Origin of the sequence: Haloplanus sp. XH21, from assembly GCF_023276355.1 — an archaeon.
Classification (GTDB): domain Archaea; phylum Halobacteriota; class Halobacteria; order Halobacteriales; family Haloferacaceae; genus Haloplanus; species Haloplanus halobius.
Genome location: NZ_JALLPL010000001.1, coordinates 1,852,340 through 1,871,713 on the forward strand (window position 1 = coordinate 1,852,340; position 19,374 = coordinate 1,871,713).

The window sequence follows — 19,374 nt, forward strand, 5'->3', positions numbered from 1 at the left end:
GGCGTATGGTAGAGAACGTCATCTGGCCGGCCTACCTGGACGCGACGAAGAGTCGCGCCGAGGGCCGGCGCGTCTCCGAAGACGAAGCCGTTCCGGATCCGACGGTCGACGAGATCGCGGAGGCCGTCCAGCAGGTCGGCTACGACGCGGTGATCGAACGCGACGTCACCTATCCGCGGGAGTACGAGCCCCGCGGTCGCGTGCTCGTCAAGGGGGCAGACGACGCCTCGAAGAGCGACCTCATCCAGGCCGTCGCGGCCTACGTGGACATCCTCCGGGACTAATGCGTCGCCTCGGAACCGTCACCAAGACTGCGCAGGGCCTGGCGATCGTCCGCACGGACGACGGCACCCCCGAAATCGGCACGATGGCCGTCGACGAGTCGCTCTCCTCCGTCGGGCGCGTCGTCGACGTGTTCGGCCCCGTCGAGCGCCCCTATCTCGCCGTCTCGCCGGACGACCACGTCCGCCTCCCGGACCTCCTGGGGACGAAACTCTACGCACGATGAGTCGGCACCGAGCGCCAACCCAACGACAGTCATGGCGACCGGAGGGGCCGGACAGTCGCGGCGATCGGAGGCCGGTATGAACGCGCGCGAGATGCGGGGAATCGCCGTCGCCGCCACGCTGTTCCTGCTCGTTCAGGTCGGCGCGGTGGCGATGGTCGGCCCGTTCGACGCAGCGGGGTATCAGGCCGTCGAGGACCCCTCCGATCCCACCAACAGCCTCGTCTACTTCGCCGCCATCCTCGTCGCGACGGTGTTGATGCTCGCCGCGTTCAAATACGCCTTCGAGCGCGCAGTGCGCGCGGTGGTCGTCCTCTCCAGCGCGCTCGTCTCGTGGTACGTCTTCAGTGTCGTCGCCCCGTCGCTCGTCGTCGGCACCGTCAACCTCGTCGCGGTCGGTCTTTCCGTCGGCGTCGCCGTCGCGCTCCTGGTGTACCCCGAGTGGTACGTCATCGACGCCGCGGGCGTCGTGATGGGCATCGGCGCCGGCGCGCTGTTCGGCATCAGTTTCGGGCTGTTGCCCGCGATCGTGCTCCTGTCGGTGCTCGCGGTCTACGACGCCATCAGCGTCTACGGCACCGAGCACATGCTCAGTCTCGCGGAGGGCGTGATGGATCTCCACGTCCCCGTCATCCTCGTGATCCCGCTCTCCCTGTCGTACTCCCTGCTCGAGGACGACTTCTCGGGCGCGAGCGACGTGCACGAGGATGCGGAGGACGCCGACGCCGGGGACGAGTCCGACGACACGGAGCGCGACGCCTTCTTCATCGGCCTCGGCGACGCCGTGATGCCCACCGTGATGGTCGCGAGCGGCGCCTTCTTCTCGCCCGCGCCGTCGCTCGGGATCGCCGTCCTCCCCGCGCTCAACGCCCCCGCCCTGTTCGCGATGATCGGCACGTTCCTCGGGCTCGGCGCCCTGCTCTGGGCCGTGATGAAGGGACGCGCACACGCCGGCCTCCCTCTGTTGAACGGCGGCGCCATCGGCGGCTACCTGTTCGGGGCAGCACTTGCGAACATCCCGCTCACGCAGGCGCTCGGCATCGCCGCGTATCTCTAGTCGGCGCCCTCGCGCACCTTCACCGCCATCCCCGTCTCGAAGTCGTGCATGGCGTCGGCGGCGAGTTCCGCACGGCCCACGCCGAGGATCGCACCCTCGTGGTGGACGACGGCCACCTCGTCGTCCGGGCGCACGTCGTCATCGACATCGCGGACGAACTTCGCGAAGACGTTCTTGCCGTCGCGGACGAACGGGTCGCTCTCCGACCCGACGACGACGCGGGCACGCACCCCATCCAGTGCCGCGACCAGTCGACGGCCGCCTTCGAGGCCGAGCGTGAACCGGCCGTCCGTGCCGTAGGAGACGACGCGCCCGGCGGCGGCGCGGACCTGGCGCGGACGACCGCCCGTCGACCGCGTCACGGTGAGATCGTCGGCTGGCGGAAAGAGCGCGGCCCCCGCGCCAGCACCGAACTGGTAGTCGGCGACAGTCCGGAGCCGCGGGAGGTCCTCCTGAGTCATGGGTCGATTCGACCGCCCACACGCAAAAGTCTTCTCGGCTGCGGCCGTCATGCTCGATTTGGGGAGGAGCTAAACGTCGTCCACGTCAAACACACCGGTATGTACGATCGAATCCTGGTACCGACTGACGGCAGCGAGGGGACGAGCGAGGCCATCGACCACGCGATCCGTATGGCCACGGACCAAGGGGCCACGCTCCACGCCATCTACGTGGTCGAAAACGTGGCGGGCGGCGAGGCGACGGCCGCGACGGTGCTCGACGCCCTCGAAGCGGCGGGACAGGAGGCCATCGACGACCTCATCGAGCGGGCCGAATCGGCGGGCGTCGAGACGGTCGAGGGCGTCGTCGCCCGCGGCACCCCCCACCAGGCCATCCTCGACTACGCCGACGAGCACGACATCGGCCTCGTCGTCATGGGCACCCACGGCCGGACGGGGGTCGACCGCTATCTCCTCGGCAGCGTCGCGGAACGAGTCGTCCGCCTCTCCGACGTGCCCACGCTCGTCGTGCCGCTCCCGGACGAGACGGGCGACTGATACCCTAGACTCACTGAAGCGTGCGCGCGAACCAGTCGGCCGCTTCCTCGGCGACTTCTTCGAGTTCGCCCTCGTCCTCGAAGAGGTGACCTGCCCCCGGGACGACGTGGAGATCCTTCTCGCAGTCGAGTTGCTCGTAGGCCTCGCGGTTGAGTTCGAGAACGTCGGTGTCGTCGCCGCCGACGATGAACAGCGTCGACGCGCGCACGTCACTGAGGACCTCGGAGGCCATGTCCGCGAGACACGACGGCGTCGATATCGTCGCCGTAGCGCGCGGCCGCCCGAAGCGTCGCCGCGGCGCCCGTACTCGCGCCGAAATAGCCCACGTCGACGTCTTCCGTCGACTCCCGGCCCCGGATCCACTCCGTCGCGGCGACCAACCGATCCGTGAGTAGCGGGATGTCGAACCGGTTCTCGTGGTCGCGGTCCGCCGCTTCCGTGGGCGAAGACGACCACGCCCGACGCGTCGTCGGGCACGTCGAGGAGGCCGGGGAGTTCGGCACCCTCGGCAGGGATGGTGACGGTGTCTTGGCGTTCGGCCATCCCCCGCATATGCCGGGGACGAACTTCACTGCCGAGGGTGATCGGTCACTCCTCGGTCCGCAAGTCGCGCACGCGGTCGATGTTCCAGGCGTACCCCTTCTCGTCGACCGGCGTCTCCAGCACCATCGGTTTCTCGCACAGAGCGTCGTGGGTGACGAAGCGACGGAACCCCTCGTCGCCGATCTCGCCCTCGCCGATGTGTTCGTGTTCGTCCTTCTCGGAGCCGAGCGGGTGTTTCGAGTCGTTGAGGTGGAGATAGTGGATGTGCTCGATACCGACGGTGTCCCGAATCTCGTCGATCAGGTCGGCCATCGATGCATCGTCGGTGAAGTCGTAGCCCGCCGCGAAGAGGTGACAGGTGTCGAGACAGACGCCGATGTCGTCGTACGAGTGGTCCGAAACGGCGACCATCTCGTCGAGATGGGCGAGACGGCGGCCGACGGTGGTGCCCTTGCCCGCGGTGTTCTCCAACAGGACCGTCACTCCGTCCGGAACCTCGAGATCCGAGAGCCGATTCCCGACGTTCTCGATCCCCGTCTCCTCGCCGGCGCCGGTGTGGGCGCCGGGGTGGAAGACGTAGTAGGGGATGTCGAGCGCCGCTGCCGCGTCGAGTTCGGCCTGGAGGCAGTCGAGGGATTTGGCCGCCAGGTCGTCTTTCGGCGTCGCGAGGTTGATGAGGTAGGTGCCGTGGACGATCCAGGGGCGAACGTCGCGGTCGGCCGCAGCCTCGCGAAACGCCTCGGCTTCTGCGTCATCGACGTCGCTGACCGCCCACCCCCGCGGCGAGCCGACGAATATCTGCCCGCAGTTGCCGCCGAGTTCGCCTTCGTGTTCCACCGCGTCCGGGTAGCCGTCCGCAATCGAGACGTGTGCGCCAACTCTGAGCATACACCGCCTTGTGACGGGGGGTGGGTCAAGGTTTCTCTCTCCGTCGCGGTCCCGGGACGGTCACGACGTGATCACTCAGACCGCGAGCGTGTCGACGACGACCGCCAACAACAGCGCGCCGAGATAGGCGTTCGAGGCGTGGAACGCGCGGAAGGCCGCGGATTCGGTGCGGTCGAAATGGAGGCGGACGACCGCCCACAGGAAGACGGCGCCGAGGGCGACGCTGACGAACACGTAGAGCCACCCGAGCGACTCCCAGGCCGCCAGAGCGCCGGCGCCGACGAACGTCGCGCCCAGCCACCAGAGGATGTGTTTCCGGGTCTCCGTCTCGCCGCGGACGACGGGCATCATCGGGAAGCCGCCGCGGGCGTAGTCGTCCTTGTACGCCAGCGCGAGGTTGTAGAAGTGCGCGGGCGTCCAGAGGAAGATGACGGTTGCGAGCAGGAGGCCACCGAGACCGATGGTGCCCGTGACCGCGGCCCAGCCGATCAGTGCCGGGAGCGCGCCCGCGGCCCCGCCGATGACGGTGTTCTGCACCGTGTTCGGCTTCAGAACGAGCGTGTAGATGACGCTGTAGAAGACGATAGCGACGAGGCCGAGGACGGCCACCAGCGGGTTGACGGCGGCGAAAGCGGCGAGCGACCCCAGAGTCAACAGGGCGCCGAACGCCAGCGCGTTGCGCACCGACACAATGTCGGTCGCGAGCGGGCGGTCGCTGGTGCGGGACATCCGACGGTCGATGTCACGCTCGAAGACGTGATTGAAGGTGCCGCTCGCGCCGATGGAGAGCACGCCACCGAGCAGCGTCAACACGACTGTCCGGGGTGCGAGCGCCGGGCCGGCGGCCAGCGCCATACCAGCGGAGGCGACGAGACAGAGCAGCCACATCAGGCGTGGCTTCGTGAGTCGGAAATACGCCGCGGCGACGGTGCGGGCGCGGGCGAGCGGCGCCTCGGGGAGCGTGGGCCGCTCCGTCCTTCCCACGGACGCCTCGGGCGGCGAGAGGTCGGCGACAGGCCCCTCGTCGGTGTCGCCCGTCGCGAGTTCAAGCGTCCACGCGAGCGCGGCGACGAGGCCGCCGAAGATGACCATCCCGACGAGGAGATGGAGAGCGGACAGGGCTTCGGTCGCCCCGGTCGTCGCGACGAGCGCACCGAGGGCGGCCTGGACGGGATAGCAGAGGAGGGAGACGCCGAGGGCGGCGCGGACGCGACGGGAGCAGTCGGTTCGCCAGGCGGCGATACCGGCTGCGAGGACGAGGAGGCCAACGCCGACGGCGGCGACGCGGTGGCCGACGACCAGTGCGCCGGCGGCCGTCGTCGGGAGGGACGATCCGGAGCCACAGGCGGGCCACGCGGCACACGTCCGGGTGGCGTCGGTGACGGCGATGGTGGTCCCGACGAGCACGAGCAGATAGACGCCCATCGCACTCGCGGCGAGGAGGCCCGGGAATCGGTCGGCTACGTCTCGACCCACGGTTCGATCACTGGCGGCGTTTGGCAATCCCCCTACTTAGGCCCGCCGCTTTTTCGCCCGCGCTGAGGGAAACGACGGGGCCCCGTGGTGCGCCCTATCAGTAGCTATTTATGGGGATGATTCCAACGCCCCATAGAGCATGAAACGGTCGCGCCTCCTGCTGGCGTCGCTGCTCTCGGTGGTGGCTCTCTCCCTCGCCGCCGATCCAGTAGCGGCCCAGCCGTCAACCACTGCAGAGCTCATCTATGGGCTGAACGACACATTGCTACTGATCGCCGTTCCGATCACCCTCCTCGTCGAAGGCATCCTCATCTACACGGTGCTCCGATTCAAGGACGCCGACGAAGCCAAGCCGACCCGGGAGAACCGCAAACTGGAGATCACGTGGACCGTCGCCACGGCGATCATCCTGCTGTTCGTCGGCGTGGCTTCCTATGGCGTCCTCGCGAACGAAGACGTCACCTTCGAGAGCGACGAACAGACCATCGCGCCCGAGGACGACGACGTGGTCGTCAAGATGACCGCCTTCCAGTGGGGCTGGCAAGCCAGTTACCCCGAGGAAGGGGTGCAGGCGTCGGGCACCGCGCCGACGGTGGTGATCCCGAAAGGACAGGACGTCTACTTCAACATCACGTCCAGGGACGTGTTACACGCGTTCCACGTCCCCAAACTCGGACTGAAACAGGACGCGATGCCCGGGCAGGCGAACGTGATCAAGACCGTTGCGCTCGAAGAGGGCACCTATCAGGGCTACTGTGCGGAGTTCTGTGGCGTCGCCCACTCGCAGATGTACTTCGAGATCCAGGTCGTCTCCCAGGAGGAGTACCAGTCGTATCTCGACGAACAACGGAGTGGATCGAGCGATCTCGAGCCCGACGTTAGCGACGAGGAGATCCGCGCACACGACGTGACGGCCACACAGGCGCCGATCCAGGCCTGAACGTCGCTGTCACGCGGCCGAGCCGTTTTTCTCAGCACCGACGGTCGACGATCCGATCGACGATCCGTCCCGTCGAGCAGAGTTCGTCGTCATCGCTGGATTCCCGCGCCGAGGCGCGCCTGAGTTCGCAGTCCACGCCACGCGACCGGAGCGCCGCCTGCAGTCGCTCCTCGTCGTGATGTTGATCGTAGCCGAGAACGATGACGTCGGGATCGATGCGCTCGATGGGAACGAAGATGTCCTCGGGGTGGCCCAGGTGGGCCTCGTCGACGACGCCGAGGGCGGCGACCATCTCCCGGCGCTGCTCGTCGGGCAGGATGGGTTCGGGTTTGTGCGTGACGTTCTGACTCCGGGCGACGATGACGTGGAGGTCGTCACCCATCGCCGCGGCGTCGGAGAGGTAGTGGACGTGACCGGGGTGGAGGATGTCGAAGGTCCCCTGTGCAACGACGGTCGTCATGGGTGGCTATCGGTCGCCTCCTGGGTCGCAGTGGGCGAGCGACGCGCCGCCCGAACCGCGCGAACCGGGAGCGGGATCGGACAGCCGTTTGGCGGTCCAGACGGGGGATGTCGACCGGAAGAGCCGCATGCTATGCGGTCGGGTGCGTCGCCTTCTAAGGGTTCCGGATGGCGGGAACGGGCGAACGGTGGCCACGCACACGACGACGGTCGGCGTATTCTGCAAGGCTTAACTTCGGGCGCCGATCACACAGTAGTATGACAACAGGGACTGCCGGGGATTCCGGCACCGACGCCGCCGACGAGGCTCGTCCCGTGGTGTACGATCTCGCCCCCGACTGCACAGCCGACGACGTCGAACTCGGCGACTACTACCACGCCGTCGTCAACGGCGTCGTCCCCTACGGCGTCTTCGTCGACATCTCGGACAACGTCTCCGGACTCGTCCACGAATCGAACCTCTCCGACGAGTACGAACTCGGCGATAGCCTGCTCGTCCGCCTCGACGAGATCAAGGAGAACGGCGACCTGGCGTTCGTCGAGGCCGACCTCGACGACTACCGGACGGTCGCTGTCGACCACCAGCCGACTGTGACGCCGATCCGCGACCTCTCAATCGGTGAAACGGCGACGATCGAAGGGATCGTCACCCAGATCAAACAGACGGGCGGGCCGACCGTGTTCCGCTGCTGTGACGCCACCGGCATCGTTGCCTGTACCGCGTTCGAGGAGGCCGGAGTGCGCGCCCATCCCGACGTCGAACTCGACGACGCGGTCCAGATCACGGGCACCGTCGAGGAACACGAGGGCAGCCCCCAGATCGAAGTCGAGTCGCTCGCTCGCCTGACCGGCGAGGCGGCCGAAACCGTGGCAGAACGCGTCGACGAGGGCCTGACCGAGCGCGCGAAGCCCCACGATGTCGAGCCGCTGGTCGAGTGGGACGCCTTCGAGAAACTCCGCCCGGATCTCGAGGCGGTCGCACAGCAACTCCGCCGGACCGTCCTCGAAGGCCGACCGATCCGCGTCCGCCACCACGCCGACGGCGACGGGATGTGCGCCTCCCTCCCCGTCCAGGTGGCGCTCGAACGCTTCATCGAAACGGTCCACGACGACGAGGACGCCCCCCGACACCTCATCAAGCGCCTCCCGAGCAAGGCGCCCTTCTACGAGATGGAAGACGTCACCCGTGACCTCAACTTCGCGCTCGAAGGCCGCGAGCGCCACGGACAGCAACTCCCCCTCCTGCTCATGCTCGACAACGGGAGCACGGAGGAGGACGTCCCCGCCTACGAGAACCTGGCTCACTACGACGTTCCCATTCTCGTGGTGGACCACCACCACCCCGACCCGGACGCGGTGAACCCCCTGCTCGACGGGCACGTCAACCCCTATCTCCACGGCGAGGACTACCGCATCACCACCGGGATGATGTGTGTCGAACTCGCGCGCATGATCGACCCCGACATGACCGACGAACTCCAGCACGTTCCCGCCGTGGCGGGGCTCTCGGACCGATCGAAAGCCGAGACGATGGAGGCGTTCATCGAGTTGGCGAACGACGCGGGCTACGACCGCGAGGATCTGTTCCGCATCGGCGAGGCGCTGGATTACGCCGCCCACTGGCTCCGCTACAGCGAGGGTGAAACCATCGTCAGCGACGCGCTCAACGTCGACTGCGACGACGAGCGCCGCCATCAGGAACTCGTGGACTTCCTCGCCGACCGCGCGGAACGGGACATCGACCGCCAGCTCGCCGCGCTCGACCCACACGTCGAACATGAACGCCTCGACAACGACGCCCACCTCTACCGGGTCGACCTCGACGACTTCGCCCACCGGTTCACCTATCCCGCGCCCGGGAAGACGACCGGCAACCTGCACGACCGCAAGGTTCAGGAAACGGGCGATCCGGTCATCACCATCGGCTATGGCCCCGATTTCGCCGTGCTCCGGTCCGACGGCGTCCGTCTCGACATCCCCGAGATGGTAGCCGAACTCGACGAGGAGGTCATTGGCGGCGGCGTCTCGGGTGGCGGCCACCTCGTCGTCGGGTCCATCAAGTTCGTGAAGGGGATGCGAAGCGAGGTCATCGAGAGCCTGGTCGAGAAAATGTCCGACGCCGAACTCGACGAGGCGCTGTCGAGCGCGACGGCGCTCGACACCTAACGCTCGAAGCGGATCGTTTTGCGGGCGACGACGAGGGCGAGCACCAGCGCCGCGAGGGCACCGGCCGCGACGATCCACGTCGTCCGGTCGATCCCCTGCTTCCAGTCCGCCTCGAACACCTCCCGGAAGTAGGTCGCTAGCCGCTCGCTGCGGACGGCGACGGCCACCTCCCGGTTCTGGGTGGCCGCGTTCGCGTTCCAGTTGAGGCTACCGACGACCACTACGTCGTCGGCGACGACTCCCTTGGCGTGGATTTTCTCGAAGCGGCCCCGTGGTTCGGCGACCCGCGCCGACAGCGGCAACCCTCGCCGCTCGGCGATGCGGTTCAGCCAGTCGACGAGGGCGGCGTTCTCCTCGACAGCGTACCAGGCGCCCGAGAGGAGGATCCGAACCTCGGCGCCGCGCTCGGCGGCACGGATCGTCGCGTCGAGCAACGGCCCGTCGCGCCGCCCGATAGAGGGCTGGATCACGTCGACGCGCTCCGTGGCGCCGTCGATGACGCCGACGAGTGCCGATTCGGCGTTCCCCGGTGCAGTGAACACCTGGATGTCGGTGGCGGTCGCCGTCATCGGCTCGGTGTTCGAGGGATAGGTCCCGTTCGCTGGCGGAACGGGGTCGAATCGCTTCCCCCGTCGGAACCGCGTCCAGGGGATCGCGTCCGTCCACCCGGTGTCGATCCGGAACAGGCCCGCGAGGTCGGCGGCGACGGCCGACGAGTCGACGACGACGCCCCAGCCCCGACTGCTCCTTCCGCCGACGCCCGCGGGCTTCCAGTTCTCGGTCATGACGAGCGCCCGGTCATCGACGACGGCGTATTTCGGATGGTGGAAATTAAAGCGGGCCCGTGGGCCGCCGATGACCGCTACCTCGACGCCGGCGTTGGCGATCCGGTCGAGTGTGGCCGCGCCCCGGGCCGACCGGCCGCCGACGGGGTCGCCGTCGACGAGGACGCGAACCGTAACGCCGCGTCGCTCGGCGGCGATGAGGGCGTCGGCGACGCGTTCGCTGGTGAACGTATAGCCAGCTAGGAGGATGCGCTCGCGCGCACTGCGGAGCGTCGCCACCGGCGTAGCCGGCGAATCGGGGAGGACGAACCCGGTGACGGTCGCCCGGCCGTGCGTGTGAACGTCACGAGGGGAGAACCCGACCGGACGCCACTCGGTTCCGGTATCGGCCCGGACGAGTCGCTGTCCCTCCGGAGCGTCGCGGTAGTCGAGCGTATCGACGACAGTGCCGTTGCGGCGGAGGCGGAGGCGCTCACCACTGTTCGAGAGCGAGAGGTGAGTCACGCCGACGACCGGCGCGTCGGTGATGTTCCGCGCCGCGGCGGGATCGTCGCTGACGGCGACGGTCGAGGCGGATCGGTTCGACGGCACGGCGACGACATCCTCGCCGTCGTCGAGCGTCCAGTTGCCCCCGGGAGACGCCCGTATTACGACGAACTCGCCCGCGTCGCCGTCGGCGACGGGGTTCGGGACGGCAGCGCGGATGGCGGCGTCGGCGCTCGACGTGGCGGCCGGGGCGTCGGCAGCGGCGACGCCGGCCGGCATCGCCGAAAGGGAGAGGACGAGGACGGCGACGACGGCAAGGTTGTGGACGACGGGCACGGGGGGTCTGGCCGCGGAATCCGAGATAAATGTTCGGTGGCTTTTTGTCGTCGACCGCCGCCCATCTGACATGGTCGCGGTAGGGAACGCGCTCCGACTGCTCGGCTCGGCGCTCGGCGCACTCGGCGGCGCACTGGTGTTCGTCGAATTCTTCCAGATGCCGAACTACGTGGAGTACAACGCGGAGTTTCAGGACTACCGGATCGACACCAACCAGACCGAGGTGCGCGAACACACGTGGATCGGCCGCGTCGGCGGGTTCTGCATCGCGCTCGGCTTCTCGCTGCTGTTCGTCGCGACGCTGGTTGAGTGATCGGCGAGAGAGTTATGCCACTGTCGCGTGTCCGTGACGTATGGGCTCGGAACGCTTTCTCTTCGTCTCTGCCGACGCGGCGCTGATCACCGACCTCGCGTGGCAGATCCACCGCGAGGGCTACGACGTGAAGTACTACATCGAAGCCGAGAGCGATCAGGAGATCGGCGACGGCTTCGTACCCAAGACCGACGATTGGCGCGCGGAAGTCGACTGGGCCGATGTCATCATTTTCGACGACATCTGGGTCGGCTCCGACATCGGGACTGGCGCGCTCGCTGAGGAACTCCGCGAGGACGGGAAAGCCGTCGTCGGCGGGACGCCGAACACCGACCAGCTCGAAGAAGACCGTGGCTACGCAATGGACGTTCTCGAAGACCACGGTGTGAATACCGTCGAACACCACGTCTTCCACGACTTCGGCGCAGGGATCCAACACGTCCAGGAGAACCCTGCTCCGTACGTGATCAAGCCCCTCGGCGAGGTGCAGAACGTCAAGCGCTTGCTCTACGTCGGCAACGAGGACGACGGCAGCGACATCGTCGACGTGCTTCGGGCGTACGAGAAGGCGTGGGGGCACCGCATGAAGGGGTTTCAGCTGCAGCGAAAGGTCGAGGGCGTCGAGGTCGCCGTCTGCGGGTTTTTCGACGGCAATGAGTTCATTGACCAAGTCAATTTTAATTTTGAGCATAAGAAATTATTTCCCGGAAATATCGGCCCCTCGACCGGCGAGATGGGAACGTCGATGTTCTGGGCGGGCCGGAACAAATTGTTCGAAGAAACCTTCGGCAAACTCGAAGACTGGCTCGCCAACGAGGGCTACGTCGGAAGCATCGATCTGAACTGCATCGTAAACGAGACCGGGATCTATCCGCTGGAGTTCACCCCGCGGTTCGGATACCCGACGATCGCGCTGCAGGAAGAGTCCATCGAGTCATCTACTGGCAAGTTCTTCTTCGATCTCGCTCACGGCAACGACCCCGTGTTAGACGTTCACAACGGCTACCAGATCGCCGTTCGAATCGTCCTGCCACCGTTCCCGTTCGACGACGAGAAGACGTACGACGAGAACTCGCGGAACGCGGCGGTGGTGTTCGAGACGGAGAGCCGCGAAGGCATTCACCTCGAAGACGCGAAGAAGATCGACGGCCAGTGGCGTGTGGCCGGCGACAACGGGATGCCGATCGTCGTGACCGGCAAGGGCGACACGATGCACGCCGCCCGTGAGCAGGCGTACGATCGGATCGACGACATCGTGATGCCCAACATGTACTACCGGGACGACATCGGCGAGCGGTGGATCGGCGGTGACGGCGACCGGCTGCAGGCGTGGGGGTATCTCGGGCCGCAGAGCTAGTCGTGTGCGAGCGCCTGCGCGGCGTCACCGCTCGGCGTCGACGCCCGTGATCTCGAATCGCGCGCCGCCGTCGGCGGATTCGGTGACGCTGATCTCCCATCCGTGGGCCTCGACGATCTGTTTGACGATGCTCAGCCCGAACCCCCGCCCGCTCTCACGAGTCGAGTAGCCGGCGTCGAACACGTGACTGCGTTCGTCTTCGGGGATGCCGGGGCCGTCGTCGGCCACGTAGAAGCCGCCGTCCAGGTCGCCGACCGTGACGGTCACGTCGTCGCCGCCGTGTTCGACCGCATTCCGAATGAGGTTCTCGAACAGCTGTTTCAGGCGGCTCTCGTCGGCGAACACGGTCCGGTCCACGTCGACGGTGAGCGTCGCGTCCGCGGTGTCGACGTTCCCCCAGCACGCCTCGATGACGGACGCGAGATCGACAGGGTGGCGGTCGATGGCGGCGTCGCCCTCCCGGGCCAGCGTGAGGAGGTTCTCGATCAGCGTCCGCATTCGGGTGTGTGCCTGTTCGACGGCGTCGAGATGCTCGTCGCCGCCCGTCTCGCGGGCCAGTTCGAGTCGTCCCTCGGCCACGTTCAGTGGGTTCCGGAGGTCGTGAGAGATGACGCTGGCGAACTGCTCGAGACGGTCGTTCTGCCGGCTGAGTTCCCGTTCTCGGTCGCGAAGCCGCGCGGTCTGATCGACCTGTTCCAACGCTGTCGCGATGTTACTGGCCAGGATCTCACCGAGCAGGACCTGTTGCTGGTCGAACGCGTCGACGGTCGTCGACCCGGCGAGCAAGACCCCGTACTCGCCGATGGGCAAGTAGAGTTCGCTCTGGACCGACGTGTCCGTCCGATATCGGTCCGGATCGGCGTGGACATCGCCGACTGCGAGCGATTCGCCCCCCTGATAGACGCGCCACGCGATGCTGTCGTCGCCGGTAAACGTCGGCGGCTCGCCGACGAGTTCGAAGACAGCGTCGGTGGCCGCGACGGGTGCCAGACCCACGTCATCGTCGTACAGGTGGATCGAGTTCGCCTCCAGGTCGAGGATGTCCTTGGCCACGTCGACGCCGATCTCGGCGACTTCGTCGGTGGTTTCGGCGGTCAGCAAGCGCTGTGTCGCCCGGTTGAGTGCCTCCAAGCGGCCCTCGTGAGTCACCCGGTCGGTCACGTCGCGATAGACCCAGAGATGGCCCGCGTCGTCGGGGAGTTCGATCGGTCGGTAGGTTCGCTCGAACGTCCGGCCGTCGGCGAGCGTCAGCGTCTCGCCGTCGACGGGGTCGCGGTCGGCGATCACCTCGTCGATCCGGTCGACGAACCGGTCCGAGTCGCCGAACTGCTTGCTCGCGACCTCGGCCAACCGTTCGCAGTCGGATCCGACGAGCTCCGCCGGCGAGCCGGCCAGGTCGAACAGCGCGGTGAGCCGCTGGTTGGCTGCTAGCACGTCACGTGACTCGTCTTCGGCAAGGACGCCCTCGGGGAGTGCGTCGAACAGCGTCGACAGCAGCGCGTTCGTCCGTTCGAGTTCGCGCTCGTGGCGTTTGCGCTCGCTGATGTCGCGAACGACACCCACGACGCCCTCGATTGACCCCGCGACGTCCAGCGGGGTTAGCTGATACTCCAGCACGGCGTGTCCGTGATCGGGGAAGTCCCGCTCGATCTCGCCGCGGAGTTGCTCGCGCTCTCCGTCGAGCAGTTCCCGATACGGGTCGCCGTCGGCCTCCTCCCGGATGTAGGCGATGAGGTTGCTGCGTTCGCCCTGGATGGCGTCACGGGTCGTGTCGTACCAGTCGGCAGTGAATTCGTTGACGATTTCGAACCGGCCCTCGGCGTCGTAGATACACGCCGCTTCCTGCATCGAGTTGACCATGCGTTCGTACTTCCGGAGCGTCCGGTTGCGTTCGGCCAGCGCCTGCCGCGACCGGTAGGATTCGACGGCGTTCGTGATCCGGTTGGCCAACACGGCGTACTGGTCGGTACCAGTCTCCTTCTGGAGGTAGTCGGTGACGCCCGCCGAAATCGCGTCGCTCGCGACCTGTTCCGAGCCTTTGCCGGTGAAGAGGATGAACGGAAGATCCGGGTGCGTCTCGCGCACGTCGCGGAGGAACTCGATGCCGTTCTGTCCGGACATGTCGTGATCCGAGACGATACAGTCGATGTCACGGTCGTCCAGAAGGGCCATCCCGTCGTCGGCGTCGGTCGCCGTTTCGACGACGATGCGCTCGTCCGCCCGCTCGAGAAACGTCGCCGCCAGGGTCACGAAATCCGGATCGTCGTCGACGTGAAGAACGAGGATCTCGCCGGTCATGGTCATAGCTAGTGAAGGGTGAGTAAAGAACTACACCACGACGCTCACGCCGAGAGCCGCGCCATCTCCGCGTCGGTGAGATCCAGCGCCGCGCTCGCGACGTTGGCTTCGAGATGGTCGACGCTCGACGTGCCGGGGATGGGGAGGACGACCGGCGAGCGTTCGAGCAGCCACGCGAGCGCGACCTGTTGGCGAGTGGCGTCGTGGGCGGCGGCGATATCGTCGAGTACCGACGCCTTCGTGCCCAGGTCGCCACCTCCGAGCGGGAAGTAGGGAATGAATCCGATGCCCTCGTCTTCACACACCGCGAGCACGTCGTCGTGGGTGCGGTCGGCGACGTTGTACTCGTTCTGGACCGTCGCGATGGGCACCACGTCGCGGGCGCGTTCGAGCTGGTCGACGGAGACGTTGCTCACGCCGATATGCTCGACGAGGCCGCGGTCCTGAAGGGCGGCTAGGGCGGCCATCGACTCCTCGATCGGTACGTCGGGGTCGGGAGCGTGGTACTGATAGAGGTCGATCGTCTCCACGCCGAGTCGGTCGCAGCTACAGAGCGCGGCGTTCGTGAGGTAGTCGGGGTCGCCGTGGCGGAGCCAGTCGCCGTCGGGCGACCGCAGGAGGCCGCCCTTGGTGGCTACGACGGCGTCGGCCGCCGCGGGCGTGATCGTCTCGCGGAGCAGGCGCTCGCTCGTTCCCGGGCCGTACGAGTCCGCGGTGTCGACGAAATCGACACCGAGTTCGAGTGCGCGCTCGAGGACACGGCGCGCTTCGGCGAGGTCGGCCGGTTCGCCGAGGACATCCGGCCCAGTGATGCGCATCGCGCCGAGGCCGAGCCGGTGGACGGTCAGGTCGCCGCCGATGTCGAAGGTGTCGCACGTCTCGTCGAGCGGTTGCATACGGGACCGGTCGAGAGCCAGACAGTTATAGCCAGTCCCGGTCACTCGCTCGGTGGCCGTTTCCCCGGCGGCGGCCGGCGGAATCGGACGACGACATCGGTCCCACGGGGGTCGTTGTCGCGCGCCTCGATGTCGCCGCCGTAGTGGTTCATGAGCGTCTTGACGAGCGCGATGCCGCGGCCCTCACCGGATTCGATGGGCGAGTCGAAGAGGCGGCGTTTCATCGGCTCACGGACTCCGGGGCCGTCGTCCGCGATGTGGACCGACACCCAGCGCGTGGTGGACTCGATCCACATCGACACCGTCGGCGACGCCGCGTCGTTGTGTTCGACCGCGTTCTGCAGGAGGTTCGCGAAGACGGCGGCGACGGCGTCGGTCGCCATGACGTACACGTCGGCCGAAACGTCGACATCGAACGTGGCGTCCTCGTGTCGCTCGCGGGCGGCCGCGACTTCGCGGAGGATGATGGGCGAGATGTCGGTCGGCGTCGGCGAGTGGTCGCCCGAGAAGACATCGGCCAGCGGTTTCACGTCACCGATGAGCGAGGCGATGGTGTCGGTGCGGCGCTGTATCGGCTCGAGATACTGTTCGTTGCCCTGGGTCCGCTCGGCGAGGAGCGAGGCGTACCCCTGGATGACCTGCGTCGCGTTCAACACGTTGTGCCGGAGGTGGCTGTTCAGAAAGACCAGCGCGTCGCGGCGGCGGTCGGCCTCGCGAGCGGAGCGGTTCGCACGGATGGAGTTGATGCCGGCCACGCCGCCGCCGACGCCGCCACCTGCGGCCATGACGAGGACGACGAGAGCGGCGTCGCCGACGGCGTGACCCTCGCCGACGCGGATGGCGACCGTCACCACCGACAGCAGGGCGAAGGCGACGAAGCCGCCGACACACCACCGAACCACGGCCCACGCGTCGTCGGGCCGGAGGTCACGTCCGGCCAGCCAGTAGCTCAGTCCGAACAGCCCGGCCGCGAGCGCGAGACAGAGACCGAGGCCGGCCACAGCAAAGACGCCGACGCCGGCGGCGAGCACCTGGGCGACGCCGGCGACGATGACGGCGGTTCCGAGGAGCGCGAGCAACGCGGGAGCGTGGGGCGCGAGTCGCCGTTCCCACGCCGATACGTCCATACTACCGCATGAATCACCTCCTACAAAACGGTTGCCCGAATCGGCCGAGGAGGATGAAAGTCGTGAGGGTTCTGCTGGGTTTACCCGTCTGGACGCCGAACGGCGAGCCATGACCGCGCCGACACAGCGGAACCGCCTCGACGAGGAGGCCAGTCCGTATCTCGAACAACACGCGGACAACCCGGTCAACTGGCAGCCGTGGGACGAAACAGCGCTCGAAACCGCCCGCGAACACGACGTGCCGATCTTTCTCTCGGTCGGCTACGCCGCCTGCCACTGGTGTCACGTGATGGAAGACGAGAGCTTTCAGGACGAGGAGGTGGCGGCGGTCCTCAACGAGCGGTTCGTCCCCATCAAGGTGGACCGCGAGGAGCGCCCGGATGTCGACAGCGTCTACCAGACCATCTGCCAACTGGTTTCGGGCGGTGGCGGCTGGCCCCTCTCGGTCTTCCTCACGCCCGAGGGCAAGCCGTTCTACGTGGGGACGTACTTCCCCCGCGAACCCCAGCGGGGTCGTCCCGGCTTCATGCAACTGCTGAAAGACATCTCGAACTCGTGGAACGAGGACCGCGAGGAGATAGAGAACCGCGCCGACCAGTGGACGGCGGCGATCCGTGACGAACTCGAATCGACGCCCGACCAGCCAGGAGGACCACCCGAATCCGACGTGCTGGGGTCGGCGACGGCGGCGGCGATCCGGAGCGCCGACCGCACCCACGGCGGGTTCGGCTCCGGCGGCCCGAAGTTCCCCCAGCCCCGACGGCTCGAACTGCTGCTCCGGGCGGCGACGCTCGACGGCGACGAGGCCGCGGGCGAAGTAGCGGGCGAGGCGCTCGACGCGATGGCGACCGGCGGCCTCTACGACCACGTGGGCGGCGGCTTCCACCGCTACGCCACCGACCGCGAGTGGACGGTGCCCCATTTCGAGAAGATGCTCTACGACAACGCGGAACTCCCCCGCGTCTACCTCGAAGCGGCGCAGGCGGCGGGCGACGACCGCTACGCCCGAATCGCTCAGGAGACCATCGCCTTCCTCGAGCGCGAACTCCAGCACCCCGACGGAGGCTTCTTCAGCACGCTCGACGCCCAGAGCAAGCCGCCCGTGTCGCGGCGTGACGGCGACGAGGGAGGGAGCGAGGACGCGGAGGGCGCCTTCTACGTTTGGACGCCCGAGGAGGTCGACGACGCGGTGGCCGGTGACTCCATCGACGGCGTGGATAGCGAGACGGCGGCCGACCTGTTCTGTGACCGATACGGCGTCGAATCCGGCGGCAACTTCGAGGGCGGCACGACCGTGCTCACGGTCAGCGAGAGTTACGAGGACCTCGCCGAGGCGTACGACCTCTCGGTCGAGACGGTGGCGCGCGTGCTCATGACGGCGCGGACGCGGGCGTTCGACGCGCGGTCGGAGCGCCCCCGCCCGGCTCGCGACGAGAAGGTGCTCGCGGGATGGAACGGCCTCGCGATTTCGGCCGTCGCCGCCGGCGCGCGCGTTCTCGACCCCGCGCTCGCGGAGACGGCGACCGACGCGCTCGGCTTCGTCCGTGAACATCTCTGGGACGAGGACGCGCAACGGCTCTCCCGGCGGTACAAGGGCGGAGATATCCAGGTCGACGGCTACCTTGACGACTACGCCTTCCTTGCGCAGGGCGCGTTCGACTGCTATCAGGTCACCGGCGAGGTGGAGCATCTCGCCTTCGCCGTCGACCTCGCCCGTGTCATCCGGGCGGAGTTCTGGGACGCGGAGGCGGGCACGCTCTACTACACGCCCGAGAGCGGCGAGGGACTGGTGACCCGTCCCCAGGAGTTGAACGACCAGTCGACGCCGTCGAGTCTCGGTGCCGCGGCCAGCCTGTTCGACGATCTGGATCTCTTCCTGCCGAACGAGGACTTCGGGTCGATCACCGAGACGCTCCTGTCGACCCACGCCGACCGCATCCGGAGCAGTCCGCTCGAACACGCGTCGCTCGTGCTCGCGGCGGACGCCCACACCCGTGGCCCGGTCGAACTGACGCTCGCTGCGGACGAAATACCCGAGTCGTGGTGGGAGACGCTCGCCGAGACGCCGCTTCCCGCGGGCGTCGTCGCGCCCCGGCCGGCCGCGGAGGCAGACCTCGATTCGTGGCTCGACGCTCTCGGTATCGACGAAGTGCCGCCCATCTGGGCGAACCGCGAGGCACAGAACGGTGAGCCGACGGCCTACGCGTGCCGGTCGTTCACCTGCTCGCCGCCCCAGACCGATCTGGACGCGGCGCTGTCGTGGCTGTCGGAGAACGATAGGAGCGCTTGAAACTCATCGCACACCCAATCCAGGACTCCGTACAAGTGGGTGTGTAGACAGTTTCAAGCGATACTATTAGTCGTCGGCGCTCGGCCGCGCGTCGTCGGCCGCGGCGAGTTGCTCGGCCAGATACTCCGCGATGGTCACCGGCTCCTCCTCGACGAACCGCACGATCTCCTCCCCGTCGCGCTCGACGACGACGGTCGGGATGTACTCGATGGCGTACTCGTCGACGCCCGCGCCCTGCTTGTCCTCGTCGACCGGGTAGTGTTCGATCTGCTCCTCGGAGACGCCCGCGGCGTCGAGGGCGGCGGCGAAGCCCGGGAGCTGCTCCTGACAGTCGCCACACCAGTCGCCGCCCCAGACGAGGTAGGTCAGGCCGTCCTGTCCCAGAACGGCCAGATCGGCCTCGGTTCCCTCCCAATCGTCGGCGGGGTCCATCGTCGCTAGCGTCATGTGCCGG

18 protein-coding genes and 1 pseudogene are annotated in these 19,374 nt (G+C 67.5%); 9 read left to right on the top strand and 10 right to left on the bottom strand.

Features of this window, described 5'->3' with window-relative positions; all coding sequences use genetic code 11:
- The first annotated feature begins 5 nt into the window (after positions 1 to 5).
- The 3 genes from srp19 (at position 6) to MXB53_RS09680 (ending at position 1,562) form a co-directional block, all read left to right on the top strand.
- Positions 6 to 284 (top strand): signal recognition particle subunit SRP19, encoded by a 279-nt coding sequence (gene srp19 / locus MXB53_RS09670; RefSeq protein WP_248897158.1) that lies wholly within the window; start codon positions 6 to 8, stop codon positions 282 to 284.
- The gene (locus MXB53_RS09675; RefSeq protein ID WP_248897159.1) at positions 284 to 508 is read left to right on the top strand and encodes an H/ACA ribonucleoprotein complex subunit GAR1; all 225 of its coding nucleotides are present in this window, start codon (positions 284 to 286) and stop codon (positions 506 to 508) included. Before srp19 ends, MXB53_RS09675 begins: the two co-directional genes overlap by 1 nt.
- Before the next feature lie 76 nt (positions 509 to 584).
- The gene (locus tag MXB53_RS09680) at positions 585 to 1,562 is read left to right on the top strand and encodes a presenilin family intramembrane aspartyl protease PSH (RefSeq protein ID WP_248897160.1); all 978 of its coding nucleotides are present in this window, start codon (positions 585 to 587) and stop codon (positions 1,560 to 1,562) included.
- Here MXB53_RS09680 and MXB53_RS09685 read toward each other — a convergent pair.
- A complete protein-coding gene (locus tag MXB53_RS09685; RefSeq protein WP_248897161.1) occupies positions 1,559 to 2,023 on the bottom strand; it encodes a PUA domain-containing protein in 465 nt (154 codons plus the stop codon). The genes MXB53_RS09680 and MXB53_RS09685 overlap by 4 nt on opposite strands.
- Positions 2,024 to 2,122: 99 nt before the next feature.
- Between MXB53_RS09685 and MXB53_RS09690 the strand changes: the two genes are divergently transcribed.
- Complete coding sequence (locus tag MXB53_RS09690; RefSeq protein WP_248897162.1) at positions 2,123 to 2,560, top strand: universal stress protein; 438 nt, start codon at positions 2,123 to 2,125, stop codon at positions 2,558 to 2,560.
- A gap of 10 nt (positions 2,561 to 2,570) precedes the next feature.
- Here MXB53_RS09690 and MXB53_RS09695 read toward each other — a convergent pair.
- From MXB53_RS09695 to cyoE, 3 genes and pseudogenes are all read right to left on the bottom strand, one after another.
- Positions 2,571 to 3,103: pseudogene (locus MXB53_RS09695) on the bottom strand (dienelactone hydrolase family protein).
- Between the two features lie 45 nt (positions 3,104 to 3,148).
- Entirely contained in the window at positions 3,149 to 3,991 is an 843-nt protein-coding gene (locus MXB53_RS09700) for a deoxyribonuclease IV (protein WP_248897163.1), read from the bottom strand.
- Between the two features lie 75 nt (positions 3,992 to 4,066).
- Positions 4,067 to 5,416: a heme o synthase gene (gene cyoE, locus MXB53_RS09705; protein ID WP_248898097.1), complete on the bottom strand. Its 1,350-nt coding sequence runs from the start codon at positions 5,414 to 5,416 to the stop codon at positions 4,067 to 4,069.
- Positions 5,417 to 5,606: 190 nt separating this feature from the next.
- On the opposite strand from cyoE, the gene coxB reads away from it, so the two are divergent.
- Complete coding sequence (coxB, locus tag MXB53_RS09710) at positions 5,607 to 6,407, top strand: cytochrome c oxidase subunit II (protein ID WP_248897164.1); 801 nt, start codon at positions 5,607 to 5,609, stop codon at positions 6,405 to 6,407.
- Positions 6,408 to 6,438: 31 nt separating this feature from the next.
- Here coxB and MXB53_RS09715 read toward each other — a convergent pair whose 3' ends face one another.
- Complete coding sequence (locus MXB53_RS09715; RefSeq protein WP_248897165.1) at positions 6,439 to 6,867, bottom strand: FAD synthase family protein; 429 nt, start codon at positions 6,865 to 6,867, stop codon at positions 6,439 to 6,441.
- Between the two features lie 257 nt (positions 6,868 to 7,124).
- On the opposite strand from MXB53_RS09715, the gene han reads away from it, so the two are divergent.
- A complete protein-coding gene (han, locus tag MXB53_RS09720) occupies positions 7,125 to 9,032 on the top strand; it encodes a Hef-associated nuclease (RefSeq protein ID WP_248897166.1) in 1,908 nt (635 codons plus the stop codon).
- On the opposite strand, the gene MXB53_RS09725 is transcribed toward han, so the two are convergent.
- The gene (locus MXB53_RS09725; RefSeq protein ID WP_345779702.1) at positions 9,029 to 10,639 is read right to left on the bottom strand and encodes a phospholipase D-like domain-containing protein; all 1,611 of its coding nucleotides are present in this window, start codon (positions 10,637 to 10,639) and stop codon (positions 9,029 to 9,031) included. The genes han and MXB53_RS09725 overlap by 4 nt on opposite strands.
- A 70-nt stretch (positions 10,640 to 10,709) precedes the next feature.
- Here MXB53_RS09725 and MXB53_RS09730 point away from each other — a divergent pair, with 70 nt between their 5' ends.
- Together MXB53_RS09730 and MXB53_RS09735 are read left to right on the top strand one after the other, a co-directional pair.
- Positions 10,710 to 10,952 carry a hypothetical protein gene (locus MXB53_RS09730; protein WP_248897167.1) on the top strand — a complete coding sequence of 81 codons (243 nt, stop codon included), beginning with the start codon at positions 10,710 to 10,712 and terminating at the stop codon, positions 10,950 to 10,952.
- Between the two features lie 40 nt (positions 10,953 to 10,992).
- Positions 10,993 to 12,309: a phosphoribosylamine--glycine ligase gene (locus tag MXB53_RS09735; RefSeq protein WP_248897168.1), complete on the top strand. Its 1,317-nt coding sequence runs from the start codon at positions 10,993 to 10,995 to the stop codon at positions 12,307 to 12,309.
- Positions 12,310 to 12,333: 24 nt separating this feature from the next.
- Here the strand turns inward: MXB53_RS09735 and MXB53_RS09740 are convergent, their stop codons facing one another.
- The 3 genes from MXB53_RS09740 to MXB53_RS09750 are packed head-to-tail and all read right to left on the bottom strand — an operon-like array spanning position 12,334 to position 16,630.
- A complete protein-coding gene (locus MXB53_RS09740; protein ID WP_345779703.1) occupies positions 12,334 to 14,613 on the bottom strand; it encodes a hybrid sensor histidine kinase/response regulator in 2,280 nt (759 codons plus the stop codon).
- A gap of 38 nt (positions 14,614 to 14,651) precedes the next feature.
- Complete coding sequence (locus MXB53_RS09745; protein WP_248897170.1) at positions 14,652 to 15,503, bottom strand: aldo/keto reductase; 852 nt, start codon at positions 15,501 to 15,503, stop codon at positions 14,652 to 14,654.
- A gap of 41 nt (positions 15,504 to 15,544) precedes the next feature.
- Positions 15,545 to 16,630, bottom strand: a complete 1,086-nt coding sequence (locus MXB53_RS09750) for an ATP-binding protein (RefSeq protein ID WP_248897171.1) — start codon at positions 16,628 to 16,630, stop codon at positions 15,545 to 15,547.
- 109 nt (positions 16,631 to 16,739) lie between these two features.
- On the opposite strand from MXB53_RS09750, the gene MXB53_RS09755 reads away from it, so the two are divergent.
- Positions 16,740 to 18,920, top strand: coding sequence for a thioredoxin domain-containing protein (locus tag MXB53_RS09755; RefSeq protein ID WP_248897172.1), 2,181 nt, complete (start codon positions 16,740 to 16,742; stop codon positions 18,918 to 18,920).
- 66 nt (positions 18,921 to 18,986) lie between these two features.
- On the opposite strand, the gene MXB53_RS09760 is transcribed toward MXB53_RS09755, so the two are convergent.
- Positions 18,987 to 19,367, bottom strand: coding sequence for a thioredoxin family protein (locus tag MXB53_RS09760; RefSeq protein WP_248897173.1), 381 nt, complete (start codon positions 19,365 to 19,367; stop codon positions 18,987 to 18,989).
- Between the last annotated feature and the right edge of the window lie 7 nt (positions 19,368 to 19,374).